The following is a 13,055-nucleotide window of genomic DNA, read 5'->3' as shown; positions in this document are numbered from 1 at the left end:
CGAGTGACAAACGACGCTCGTTGTTAACGCACCACGTAAGTGATTGTCAGTACAATTCTTTTAATTTTCTGGTGAGTGTATTTCGCCCCCAGCCTAATACTTTAGCGGCATCTTGCTTATGACCTTTAGTGTGCTCTAAGGCTGCTTCTAATAAAATGCGTTCAAATTCTGGTAAAGCGTAAGAAAGTAGTTCTTTATCTCCTGCTGCGAGTGAATGCCGTGCCCAATCCGCCAATTGTTCTTGCCAACTACCATGTGCAGAGTCTGAAATGGATTTTTTCTCTTCGAGTAGCTCGCTTGGCAAGTCATTTGGTAACACCTCGCTACCACTGGCCATAACGGTTAACCAACGGCAAATATTCTCTAATTGACGCACGTTGCCAGGCCAATCAAGGCGGTTAAGAATCTCTACGGTTGACGGGTGGAGAGTTTTTGTTTCCACACCAAGCTCATCAGCTGCACGGATAAGAAAATGCTGTGTAAGCTTTTCAATGTCTTGCTTACGCTCACGCAGTGCCGGGATCTGAACGCGAATCACGTTTAAGCGATGAAATAGGTCCTCACGGAAGTCACCTTCGTGCACCAGCTTTTCTAAGTTCTGGTGTGTTGCCGCGACAATTCGTACATCGACACTGATCGGAGAGTGACCGCCCACTCGATAAAACTGCCCGTCAGCTAGAACGCGTAGTAAACGAGTTTGAATGTCTAATGGCATGTCGCCGATTTCGTCTAAAAATAGAGTGCCGCCATTGGCTTGTTCGAATCGTCCTTGACGAACATTGTTTGCTCCCGTAAACGCGCCTTTTTCGTGGCCAAACAGTTCTGATTCAATCAAGTCTTTGGGAATCGCCGCCATATTGAGCGCAATGAAAGGTTTGTTAGCACGTGGACTGTGACGGTGCAGTGCATGAGCAACGAGTTCTTTACCCGTGCCCGATTCACCGTTAATCAAGACTGAAATAGAGGAGCGAGAAAGACGACCAATGGCGCGAAACACCTCTTGCATCGCTGGTGCTTCACCGATAATTTCAGGCGTTTCTGCTGGAATGTCTTCTGGAGAGAGCTGCTCGCGTTTGTTTTCGTGGCTGTGTGCAATGGCTCGTTCAACCAGAGTTAAAGTTTCATCAATATCAAAAGGTTTTGGTAAATATTCAAAAGCACCTTTTTGGTACGCATTCACTGCCGCATCTAAATCTGAATGCGCGGTCATGATAATCACGGGAAGGTCTGGGTAATCGCGCTGTACTTGCTTTAGTAGCTCCAACCCATCAATACCTGGCATGCGAATGTCTGATACTAGAACATCCGGCACTTCGCGTTCGAGCGCCATTAACACGCTTTCTCCATCGGCATAGGTTTCACATTTGATGTTGGCAGAGGAGAGCGTTTTCTCCATTACCCAGCGAATTGAACTGTCGTCATCAACGACCCAAACATATCCTTTACTCATGTAGTAATCCTTGCAGCAAACCGAAAAACTGACGCGACTTGAAGTCCATTAGCGCAATCAGATCGGCAGATAAATAGTAAATGTTGTGTGACCAGGCCAGCTTTCTACGTCTATTTTTCCATTGTGCTGGTCGATCAAATTTTGCGAAATAGATAGCCCTAATCCAGTTCCTCCCTCGCGGCCACTGACCATGGGATAGAACAGCGTGTCTTGTAGTTCCGGTGGAATACCTGGGCCGTTGTCTGTGATTTCGACACGAGCAGCGAGTTTACAGCGTTTGCCGTGAATATTGGCTTGATGCACCGTTCTGGTGCGAATGGTTATTTTCCCGTGTTCTTGATGGCTAAGAATTTGTGCGGCGTTGCTGACGATATTAAGCATTGCCTGTTCGATTTGGTCTGTATCCATCAAAATCTCTGGCAAGCTTGGGTCATAATCTCGTTCAATGATGATTGAGCGTTGTGACTCTAATTCAACCAGCTGGCGAACCTTTTCAAGAATTTGGTGCAGATTCTCTTGTGTCTTCTTACCTGGCTTCTGCGGTCCTAGTAATCGATCCACGAGCGCCCTTAAACGGTCTGCTTGCTCAATGATGATGTGTGTATATTCGGTGAGAGAGGGCTCTGGCAGCATTTTTTCTAGCAATTGCGCCGCACCGCGTAAGCCGCCAAGCGGATTTTTAATCTCATGTGCAAGCCCTCGGACTAACAGCTTCGCTGCTTGTTGTTGGGCGTGTTGGTTCAGTTCTTGAGAGAGTCGGCGCTGCTGATCAATTTTGCGCATCTCGACCAGAAGCATCAACTGCTTTTGCCAAGTGATAGGGCTAACCGTCACCTCTAGCATTAAAGGGCGGCCATCAACAACGAAAGTGACGTCACTGTCGGTGATGCTTTGGCCACTTTGCAACGGTTGAGTGAGCAGCGCGAGATCCAGCGACGCATGCTGAATCAATTGAGAAAGTGATTGTTCAATAATTCGTTTGGCGCTTTGAGAAAACAGCAATTCGGCAGCCGGATTGGCATAACGGATGGCCAATCCATCATCAAGAATCAGCGTTGCTGTCACCATATTGTTGAGAATGGCACTAGGAAGACTGGTATCCACATTACGTCCTTGTTTTGCTTTAAGATTGTGCGATGCACAATAATGGTGCAATTGAACGTTAAGTATGGCGAATAAATCTTAGAAGAAAAAGTGAAAAGCATCGCTGTGATGTGATTTTTTTCACCAGATATTCTATTTTGCCCCTTTTACGGTCGGCTTAACACTTGCTCTATGTAAATGCACCGTTATAGGGCTAGTAGATGCAATAAGCTTGCCGCTTCTTTTCGCGTGCACAGCAAGTGTGTGAGTGCCTCGGTCAATATTGTTTAACTGCCACACTATATGGTTTTGTGGTGCACCATAAGGTTTTCCATCGAGTAACAATTGCAATTGCTCACCGATACCAAGCTTGCGATTGGTTTCTAATTGAATATTGATGATGCCTCGATTGCTGCGGATGGTCTCGTTGTGCTTGGGGGTCTGCATTGAAAGTTCTAATGGAAGAGGCTTCTCGGTTGTTTTCTCTGGCTTGTTTTGTGATGCAGTAGATGGCGTAGTCTGAGGTGCGAGCGATTCAGTACTTTCTACCTCAGGAGCTGGTGCGCTGGCTTCAAGGTTTGGCAGTGCGATCGCTTTTGCTCCTTTGTTTGGCGTATCACTAAAGTGAACCACGCCATTTTCATCTACCCACGTATACGCGACCTGCGCGAAGGCGATAGAGGCGATTAACAATCCGCTGAGTGCACACAGTGATGGAATAAGCTGAACTTTCATTGCTCACCTTCTCTTGTTCGATGATTTCACGTTTCAATGGCTTAGCTCTTTGACCTGTAAGGAAAAATTCTAAGCGTATTTTTATTATCCCCTCATGTTAAACGTCGAAGCTTGAGTGGCGAATACAAAAAAGGCCCGCCTGCGAGGCGAGCCTAATATTTTATTGCTGTGTTTACATTTTACACAGTGTCGACCTTACACAGAGTAGTAAAGTTCGAACTCAACAGGGTGAGTTGTCATGTTTACACGCTCTACGTCCTGAGACTTAAGGTCGATGTATGAATCGATGAAGTCGTCAGAGAATACGCCGCCCGCTGTTAAGAACTCACGATCAGCATCTAGCTCTGCTAGCGCGTCTTTTAGTGAGTATGCAACAGTTGGGATTTCTGCTGCTTCTTCAGCTGGAAGATCGTAAAGGTCTTTATCCATCGCTTCGCCTGGGTGGATCTTATTCTTGATACCGTCAAGACCAGCCATAAGCATTGCTGCGAAACATAGGTATGGGTTCGCCGCTGGGTCACCGAAACGAACTTCGATACGACGTGCTTTCGGGCTTGGTACCACTGGGATACGGATTGAAGCAGAGCGGTTACGCGCTGAGTAAGCTAGCATTACTGGTGCTTCGAAGCCTGGTACAAGACGTTTGTACGAGTTTGTTGATGGGTTAGCGAATGCGTTGATTGCACGAGCGTGTTTGATGATACCACCGATGTAGTAAAGCGCCATTTCAGATAGACCGCCGTACTTGTCACCAGCAAATAGGTTTACGCCATCTTTTGCTAGAGACTGGTGAACGTGCATACCGCTGCCGTTGTCGCCAACAAGTGGTTTAGGCATAAACGTCGCTGTTTTACCAAACGCGTGAGCAACGTTGTGTACAACGTACTTGTAGATTTGGATTTCGTCAGCTTTGGTTGTTAGCGTGTTGAAACGAGTTGCGATTTCGTTTTGACCCGCCGTTGCCACTTCGTGGTGGTGCGCTTCAACAACAAGACCCATTTCTTCCATTACTAGACACATAGCAGAACGGATGTCTTGAGATGAATCTACTGGAGCTACTGGGAAGTAACCACCTTTAACGCCTGGACGGTGACCTTTGTTACCTTCTTCGTAGTCAGAACCTGTGTTCCATGCCGCTTCTACGTCGTCGATCTTGAAGAAAGAGCCTGACATGTCCGTCGAGAACTTCACGTCATCAAATAGGAAAAATTCTGGCTCAGGACCGATAAGTACAGTATCTGCAACACCTGTAGAACGCATGAAGTCTTCAGCGCGTTTTGCGATAGAGCGTGGGTCACGGTCATAGCCTTGCATTGTTGCAGGCTCTAAGATGTCACAACGGATATTTAGTGTTGCGTCTTCCGTGAATGGGTCAAGCACAGCAGAAGATGCGTCAGGCATCATTACCATGTCTGATTCGTTGATACCTTTCCAGCCAGCAACTGATGAACCATCGAACATTTTACCTTCTTCGAAGAAGTCTGCGTCGATTTGGTGAGCAGGGATCGAAATGTGCTGCTCTTTACCTTTTGTATCAGTGAAGCGTAGGTCAACAAACTTAACTTCGTTTTCTTGGATCAGCGATAGAACGTTTTCTACTGACATCTTGGATAACCTCCAGTGTTAATAAGCGGTAAAAGCTCGATTTATGAATTATTCATGAAACCTGGCATTGATTAATCAATTTGACTTTTCATTAATCGATGCTGTTTTAACTAAAGCCAAAACCGTGCCAAAAAAAATATTCCATTAATTTCAAGCAATTGTGTTTTTGAATGCTAGTTTGGTGCAGTTGCTTGCACCAAAATGATCTTTGATTGCACTATTATGGTGCTAAAAATCATTGTTGCACCATAATGTGACAGGTACATTGCGTATTCAGCCCAGTTTTTGAGCAAGAGTCAATTTGAATTATGCATCGATTAGAATAAAGTTGCGTTTAATCAATTCGTTCTGAGGAAGAAAATGGGCATTAAGCGTAAAAATCGCAGAAATGCTCGGGAGTAGATCACATATTTCTAGGCTTTTTGCTAAAATCTGGTACATTATGGCCGTTTTTTTAATCAGCAAATGTCGCCAGAGAGCACCCGTTCTCAGCGTGGGGGCATTTCATCTATCTAAGTGAATCAATATCCATGGCTACTCCACAGATTGATAAATTAAGAAATATCGCGATCATCGCGCACGTTGACCACGGTAAAACCACGTTGGTTGACAAGCTGCTACAACAATCGGGCACGCTTGAGTCTCGCGGTGAAGCTGAAGAGCGAGTCATGGACTCGAACGACATCGAGAAAGAGCGCGGTATTACCATTCTTGCTAAAAACACAGCAATCGACTGGAACGATTACCGTATCAACATCGTAGATACTCCGGGACACGCGGACTTCGGTGGTGAAGTTGAGCGTATCATGTCGATGGTAGACTCTGTACTACTTATCGTTGACGCTGTTGATGGTCCAATGCCTCAAACGCGTTTCGTAACACAAAAAGCGTTTGCTCACGGTTTAAAACCAATCGTTGTAATCAACAAGATTGACCGCCCTGGTGCACGTCCTGATTGGGTTATGGACCAAGTGTTCGATCTATTCGACAACTTAGGTGCAACTGATGACCAGCTAGACTTTAAAGTAGTTTACGCATCTGCACTTAACGGTTGGGCTTCTCTAGAAGAAGGCGAAACTGGCGAGAACATGGAACCACTATTCCAAACTATCGTTGATGTTGTTGACGCGCCAAATGTTGACCTTGATGGTCCACTACAGATGCAAGTTTCTCAGCTAGACTACAGCTCTTACGTTGGTGTTATCGGCGTGGCTCGCGTAACTCGTGGTAGCGTTAAACCAAACCAGCAGGTAACCATTATTGGTGCTGATGGTAAAACTCGCAACGGTAAAGTGGGTACAGTAATGGGCTACCTTGGCCTAGAGCGTCACGAAGTTGAACAAGCTAACGCGGGTGATATCATCGCAATCACTGGTCTTGGCGAGCTGAAAATTTCTGACACTATCTGTGCACAAAACGCAGTAGAAGCATTACCACCATTGTCTGTTGATGAACCAACAGTAACAATGACGTTCCAAGTAAACACGTCTCCATTCGCGGGTAAAGAAGGTAAGTTCGTAACGTCACGTAACATCCTTGAGCGTCTTGAGAAGGAACTGGTACACAACGTTGCACTACGCGTTGAGCAAACAGACGATCCAGATAAATTCCGCGTATCAGGTCGTGGTGAACTTCACCTTTCTATCCTGATCGAAAACATGCGTCGTGAAGGCTTCGAGCTAGCAGTATCTCGTCCAGAAGTAATCATCAAAGAAGAAGATGGTCAGTTGATGGAACCGTTCGAAACGGTAACTATCGACGTAATGGAAGAGCACCAAGGCGGCATCATGGAGAACATCGGCCTACGTAAAGGTGAGCTGAAAGACATGTCTCCAGACGGTAAAGGTCGTGTGCGTATGGACTTCGTTATGCCATCACGTGGTCTGATCGGTTTCCAAACGGAATTCATGACACTGACTTCAGGTTCAGGTCTTCTTTACCATACGTTTGATCACTACGGCCCTCACAAAGGCGGTAACATCGGTCAACGTGTAAACGGTGTACTAATCGCGAACGCGATGGGTAAAGCGCTAACTAACGCACTGTTCAACCTTCAAGAGCGTGGTCGTCTATTTATCGGTCACGGTGTTGAAGTTTACGAAGGTATGGTTATCGGTATTCACAGCCGTGACAACGACCTAACGGTAAACGCACTGAAAGGTAAGCAGCTAACCAACGTTCGTGCATCAGGTACCGATGACGCACAGGTTCTTACTCCGCCAATCAAGATGACTCTTGAGCAAGCACTAGAATTCATCGATGACGACGAGCTAGTAGAAGTAACGCCTGAAAGCATCCGTATCCGTAAGAAGTTCCTAACGGAAAGCGACCGTAAGCGTGCTTCTCGTGGCGCGAAATAATTTTCGTTAAGCGATTCAATTAAGAAGAAGCCTCGAGTTATGCTCGGGGCTTTTTGTTTTCTGGAGTTGAATATGAACCCGATTATTATCACCGGTGGGCCTGGTGCGGGAAAAACAACACTGCTGAATGCGCTAGACGCGTGTGGTTACGCCACGTTTCCTGAAGGGTCTCGCGACTTGATTGAGCAGCAAAGCCAGTTAGAAAATGGTATTTTGCCGTGGACGAATTTACCTGAGTTTGCCAAGTTATGCCTTGGGTTGATGGACAAACAAAAGAGTGATGCGCGTTGTCATGATGTTGCGTTTGTTGATCGCGCCATCCCCGACATCATTGCATACCTACAAGTGGGCGGCTGTAAGGTTGACCAAGCTTTCTTAACCGAAAGCGCTGGGTACCATAGTCAGGTGTTTACTTGTCGACCTGAAGCATCCATTTACGTACAAGATGAAGTGCGTCCGCACAGCTTTGAAGAAGCATTGGAGATTCATCAGTCGTTAGTGAGTGTCTATACTGAGTTGGGTTATGAAGTGGTAGAAGTGCCATGGGGAACTGTGCCAGAGAGGGTAGGCTTTGTTCGAAGAGTCATCGGTTTACTCGGTAAGGTCGCCGACTAAAACCTCCTCACTAGGAGGAGGTCTAAATCATTTACTTTTGATTGAGCTTTTGTAGGAATTTATCGGACTCTGCAATCGCTTCGTTCATTTGTTTGATCGCAAACTGAATGTCTTTCTCTAAGCTAGAGAACTCACCTTGCAAAGAACCAATCGCACTGGCGTTAAGGTTGTGTTTTAAGTACAACGTGTTGTCACGCAGCGTATCCAGTACCGGTGCCATCTTTTTCTCTGCACGCTTCATAGCGCTAAGCATGGTTTTGTACGAGGCTTTGGTTTCACGTAGCTTTTGCTCGCTTGAACGACGCAGTTTCGCACTCGAGTACAGCTCTAGCTCATCTTGCCACTCATCAAACAGTGCGCCGGATACGTCTTCAATCGCAGCAATACGGTCACGTACGTCTTGAGCCGCTTTTTCGCTATCTTCGTATTTGTCATTGATGTTGTTGTAGACATTTTCTAGCTCACCACCATCAAAGTTGGTGATCGCAGACAAGGCTTCAAGTGCACTGGTGAATTCTTCTTGTGCATCTTGTTGAGATTCTTTGGCATCTTCGACGCGGTCGACCATAATATCTCGTTTATGATACCCAACCTGCTCCATTGCTGAGTAATAAGCAGATTGACACCCTGTTAAAGTGAAAATTGATAGTACAATTGCTAATAAATAAGGCATTCTTATGTCCTCGGCGCTAATTATGGGATGAACTATGAACCAGTTATCAGAGAGTTACAAGGCGAGATTAATCAATCTACTGCCAAGTTGCGTCGCGTTTTTTACGTACCTTCTTAAGCGATTAACGCATGACCGTGTGAATGTGAACGCGGGCTATCTTGCCTACATTACCTTGTTGTCTATTGTGCCAATGCTGACGGTATTGTTATCAATATTGTCGAAATTTCCCGTTTTTGCGAACGTTGGTGAGGTGCTGCAAGGCTACATTATTGAGAATTTTGTGCCAGCTTCTGGAGAAGCTGTACATACGGCATTACAGGAATTTGTGGCGAATACGGGCAAAATGAGCGCGGTTGGCGGTGGGTTTTTATTCATCGCAGCGGTCATGCTGATTTCCAACATTGATAAGAACTTAAACTACATTTGGCGAGTTAAAGACAAGCGCCGTTTAGTCTTTTCATTCTCTATGTATTGGATGGTACTCACGTTAGGGCCGATCATGGTCGGTGCGAGTATTGCGGCGACGTCGTACGTGACTTCGCTGCAAATTTTAGAGAACGAGACATTATCTGGTGCGTTTAATTTATTTCTGCGTTGGCTACCGTTGTTGCTGTCCTTTTTTGCTTTTCTTGGCTTGTATATTCTAGTGCCGAATAAAAAAGTACACCTCGCTCATGGTGCCATGGGGGCAGCAGTCGCCGCGATACTGTTCGAGTTGAGTAAAAAAGGCTTTGCGCTTTACATCACTCAGTTTCCGTCTTATCAGCTCATCTACGGCGCGTTAGCGGCGATTCCTATCTTATTTGTTTGGGTGTATTTATGCTGGATGATCGTGTTATTGGGGGCGGAAGTTACGGCTGCGCTTGGTGAGCGAGAGCACTGGAGTGAAGATTTAGACATGATACACTCGACCGCTGAATCTCAGTTAACAGATGAAGGAAGCGAGAGTAGTGATAGCGCTAATTCAACGAGTCAGTGAAGCAGCCGTCCGCGTGGATGGTGAAGTCGTAGGAGAAATTGATCGTGGTCTGCTGGTCTTATTGGGCGTAGAGAAGGACGACGATGAAGCTAAAGCAAAGCGTTTAATGGAGCGTGTTACAACCTACCGTGTGTTCGAAGATGACGAAGGCAAGATGAACCTGAACGTTAAACAGGTGGAAGGTAAAGTGCTGGTGGTTTCTCAATTTACGCTGCCTGCGGATACAAAAAAAGGCACGCGAGCTGGCTTTTCTCGTGGTGCGCATCCTGTTGATGCAGAGCGCTTGTATGATTACTTTTCTGACTTGTGTGAAGAAGTCTTACCCACACAGCGTGGCCGCTTCGCTGCCGATATGAAAGTGTCCTTGGTGAATGACGGTCCTGTGACGTTTTGGTTGCAGGTCTAATCTGGTAACACAGGCGCCATAGTCTAAGCTTTAACTCCAAGCTCATGGAATTGGCTTGGAGTAATTTTTCCGACACTGATTAGTGTTGTGCTTTCAAAGGATTGATATGTTCAAACTCATTACTCCCAAAACCGATAATCAGATAAACAAGTATTATCAGTTTCGCTGGCAACTGCTTCGTGAGCCATGGCGTATGCCGATCGGCTCAGAGCGCGATGAATACGACGAAATGAGTCATCACCGCATGATTGTTGATGGTCGAGGTCGTCCTATGGCGATTGGCCGTTTATACATTACGCCGGACAATGATGGCCAGATCCGCTATATGGCGGTTAAAAATAATCGCCGTAGCAAAGGGATGGGTTCGCTGGTTTTGGTTGCACTAGAGTCGTTAGCACGCCAGGAAGGAGCGAAACGCTTGGTGTGTAATGCCCGTGAAGATGCCATCGCCTTTTATGAAAAAAATGGCTTTGAGCGTCGAGGTGAGCTGACCGATGAGCGTGGCCCTGTGCGCCATCAGCAAATGGTGAAGCAACTGGATCCGATGGCCAATGTGTTACGTCGCCCTGAATGGTGTACTGAGCTTCAACAGCGCTGGGAGCAACAAATCCCAATTAGCGACAAAATGGGGATCAAGATTAACCAGTACACGGGTTACCAGTTTGAATGCTGTGCGCAGCTTAATCCTAACCTTAATCCGCATAACACCATGTTCGCTGGGTCAGCTTTTACCTTAGCAACCCTGACAGGGTGGGGGATGACGTGGCTGCTGCTTAAAGAGCGTGGGCTGCACGGTGATATTGTGTTGGCCGACAGCTCGATTCGCTATCGTCAACCAGTCGAACAAAACCCCGTGGCGAGTACTTCGTTGGATGGGATCAGTGGTGACCTAGACCGATTGGAGTCGGGACGCAAAGCACGCATCGTTATTCACGTAGTGATTTATAGTGGTGACACGCCAGCTGTTGATTTTGTCGGTACCTATATGCTGATACCGAACTACTCGCAGTTACTCAGTTGCTGATGGGGTAAGCGCCGACTGATCTGCTGGGCGCTTATCTGTTTCACCTTCTTGCTCTGTCGGTGAGAGGGGTTGTTCTGCTGCGGAATTCGTGTCGGGTACTTCATCTTCTTCGATAACTTCTTCGTAAAGCTCTTCCTCTTGAGTCTCCAAATTGATGTTATCAATTACGATTGGCTGCTCGATGGAAGGTTCATTTTTCTGTGGAGTCTCAATATCAGTAGGCTCGGCCAGTTTTGATGCGTTCACGCATTCATTACGGTGGGTTTTGCCACTTAGTAGATCGCCTTCAATGTTTCCGCACGACTCTTCCAATTGATAAGTAATGCCACTTAGCGGGTTGTTGGCCATATCAAATGTTCCCCAAACCTTACCACTTATGGCTTTTCCTGAGATGGTGACCGGCTTTATGGCAACTTCCCCTCGTTGCGCGCTTAAATGCAGTGGACTTAAGGTAATGGCTTTGAGCGAATGATCCGCTTGGGACTTCAAGCGGGTATCTCGGAGATTGGCTTCCACTTCACCCGATAAGCTGTAGGCCAGCATGTTGCGATCACCTGATAACCCTTGTAGATCGAGGCTGAGATCGGAAAAACCATCAATAGCCAGTGTGTCGGGTAAAAAATAATCGTGGAAGAGCGATAAGGGAATACCATCAGCATTGACGTTGAGCGCCCAAGGTTGGCTCGGGGTACTCAAATCTATTTGTCCGATGCCTTCTACGTAGCCTTGCTCGAGTGGCGCAAAAAGGCGAGTCAATTGCCAAAAGCCATCTTTGCTTTGCATGGCAAGTGCTGCGTGAGACGTGAGTATTTGGTCATAGCTGGCGTTGACAACGCTGACTTCCAATTCGCCTTGCCAAAGGCCCCAACGTTGAGCCGACTGTTTAATATCAAGCTGTTGCCCTTCGATATTTAAACCGGAAAGTTGCCAATAAGGTTCGTGAGATAGCTGGATAATTTGGCTGCGCTCAATGTCGAGTCGTTCGATTGCAACATGCTCTAACTCGCTGGTGGCGGCGTGCCACCAATTTAGGTTGTCTTCTGGCTGTGTTGCCCACTTGAGGCCTTGAATAGAGGCTTCTTTGAGCTTCCATTGTGTTGGCGTGAACAATCCAGAAACTTGCACTCGACCTTGCTGCCAATCTAAGCTGAGCTCGTTGAGCTGGATTACTCCTGGCTCGATAGCGGCACTCAAACGTGGCTCTATTGCGGTTTGCTGCTGGAATCGAACGCTATCCGCCTGCAATGACACTTGAGCTTTTGTCTTCCAGAGAGACAGTGGCAGTGTGGCGTTTTCCACAGAAAGATCCAAGTTCTGCCAGTGCCAGTCGCCCCATTCAATATCGGCGTTAAGCAAATCTAAGCTATTAATATGATTAATGTTAAATGGTAGATCGTGCCAAGGTTTTGCAAGCAGTGATTGGCGCTGCGTATTACTCAGTTTCAGCTTGTTGATGGTCACATTTACTAAAGACCAGCCTTGAGGATACTGCTCCCCTTGCCCAGATATTTGACTGTTACGCCAGTTAAAAGAGGTGCCATAAAGCGTACTGTCTTGCGGTTTGTAGTCTATATCGACTAAGACTTGATTAAAGGCTTCGCCATTCCAATAGAGTTGGTCAGCTGCAAGTTGAACTTCGCCATATGGTATTAATTGACCATTCCATTGTGGTGATTGAATTTGAAGGTCAATGCCATTGGCAGAGAACTGCTCGTCGGCGTAATCAATATTTTTGAGCGCGATTTGATGGAATAAAACGTTATCTAAAGGTGGGAGCTTTGGTGCGCCATACTGCAAGCTCATACCATCAATCAATAAACTATCAACGATCCATTTACCATCGCGATAAACATCGGGATTCATCCATAAATCGACTTGCTCGATGTAAGACGCATCGTCTCCGCTGGTGTTCACGCGTTGTAAAGTTAGGTGATAGGGAAAGCCATAACGCACGCTTTCGGCCCGGAAGGGAAGAGAAAAGGTGTTTGACAGCAAGCGCCAGGTTGCGTCCGCGTAAGATGTTGTTAGCAGCGCAATCGTAGCGGCTGGAATGGCAACTAAGATAACCAGTAACAGAAGTAGAACTCGACGCGCTGTTTTCATCTTTGCTAGAACCTACGTGTGT

General features: G+C 46.5%; 11 protein-coding genes. 5 read left to right on the top strand and 6 right to left on the bottom strand.

Translation table 11 applies throughout. From position 1 onward, the window contains the following. Window positions 1–46: 46 nt before the first annotated feature. The 4 genes from glnG to glnA form a co-directional block, all read right to left on the bottom strand. Entirely contained in the window at window positions 47–1,450 is a 1,404-nt protein-coding gene (gene glnG, locus R7P80_RS13465) for a nitrogen regulation protein NR(I) (RefSeq protein ID WP_005379267.1), read from the bottom strand. Between the two features lie 57 nt (window positions 1,451–1,507). Beyond that, a complete protein-coding gene (gene glnL / locus R7P80_RS13460) occupies window positions 1,508–2,554 on the bottom strand; it encodes a nitrogen regulation protein NR(II) (protein WP_017821940.1) in 1,047 nt (348 codons plus the stop codon). A 132-nt stretch (window positions 2,555–2,686) separates the two neighbouring features. Next, window positions 2,687–3,268: a DUF4124 domain-containing protein gene (locus tag R7P80_RS13455; protein WP_136976535.1), complete on the bottom strand. Its 582-nt coding sequence runs from the start codon at window positions 3,266–3,268 to the stop codon at window positions 2,687–2,689. Between the two features lie 195 nt (window positions 3,269–3,463). Beyond that, entirely contained in the window at window positions 3,464–4,873 is a 1,410-nt protein-coding gene (glnA, locus tag R7P80_RS13450) for a glutamate--ammonia ligase (protein ID WP_005379275.1), read from the bottom strand. A gap of 530 nt (window positions 4,874–5,403) precedes the next feature. On the opposite strand from glnA, the gene typA reads away from it, so the two are divergent. Further along, window positions 5,404–7,233, top strand: coding sequence for a translational GTPase TypA (gene typA / locus R7P80_RS13445; protein WP_005379276.1), 1,830 nt, complete (start codon window positions 5,404–5,406; stop codon window positions 7,231–7,233). Between the two features lie 72 nt (window positions 7,234–7,305). Then, the gene (locus R7P80_RS13440) at window positions 7,306–7,848 is read left to right on the top strand and encodes an AAA family ATPase (RefSeq protein ID WP_065275007.1); all 543 of its coding nucleotides are present in this window, start codon (window positions 7,306–7,308) and stop codon (window positions 7,846–7,848) included. Between the two features lie 31 nt (window positions 7,849–7,879). Here the strand turns inward: R7P80_RS13440 and R7P80_RS13435 are convergent, their stop codons facing one another. Continuing rightward, window positions 7,880–8,521: a DUF2959 domain-containing protein gene (locus tag R7P80_RS13435; protein WP_225492242.1), complete on the bottom strand. Its 642-nt coding sequence runs from the start codon at window positions 8,519–8,521 to the stop codon at window positions 7,880–7,882. Between the two features lie 34 nt (window positions 8,522–8,555). Between R7P80_RS13435 and R7P80_RS13430 the strand changes: the two genes are divergently transcribed. The 3 genes from R7P80_RS13430 to R7P80_RS13420 all read left to right on the top strand — a co-directional run bounded on the left by R7P80_RS13430 (window position 8,556) and on the right by R7P80_RS13420 (window position 10,930). Beyond that, window positions 8,556–9,500, top strand: a complete 945-nt coding sequence (locus R7P80_RS13430; protein ID WP_033905908.1) for a virulence factor BrkB family protein — start codon at window positions 8,556–8,558, stop codon at window positions 9,498–9,500. Further along, window positions 9,472–9,906: a D-aminoacyl-tRNA deacylase gene (gene dtd / locus R7P80_RS13425; RefSeq protein ID WP_005379282.1), complete on the top strand. Its 435-nt coding sequence runs from the start codon at window positions 9,472–9,474 to the stop codon at window positions 9,904–9,906. The genes R7P80_RS13430 and dtd overlap by 29 nt, the downstream gene beginning before the upstream one ends. Window positions 9,907–10,012: 106 nt before the next feature. After that, window positions 10,013–10,930, top strand: a complete 918-nt coding sequence (locus R7P80_RS13420; protein WP_005379283.1) for a bifunctional GNAT family N-acetyltransferase/hotdog fold thioesterase — start codon at window positions 10,013–10,015, stop codon at window positions 10,928–10,930. Here R7P80_RS13420 and R7P80_RS13415 read toward each other — a convergent pair. After that, window positions 10,916–13,033 (bottom strand): AsmA family protein, encoded by a 2,118-nt coding sequence (locus tag R7P80_RS13415; protein WP_225492243.1) that lies wholly within the window; start codon window positions 13,031–13,033, stop codon window positions 10,916–10,918. The two genes, R7P80_RS13420 and R7P80_RS13415, sit on opposite strands and share 15 nt — an antisense overlap. Window positions 13,034–13,055 lie beyond the last annotated feature (22 nt).

Origin of the sequence: Vibrio sp. 2092 (genome assembly GCF_033339635.1) — a bacterium.
GTDB classification, from domain to species: Bacteria; Pseudomonadota; Gammaproteobacteria; order Enterobacterales; family Vibrionaceae; genus Vibrio; species Vibrio alginolyticus.
Note: the sequence above shows the minus strand (reverse complement) of the source record. Positions and strands in the feature narration are given on the sequence as shown.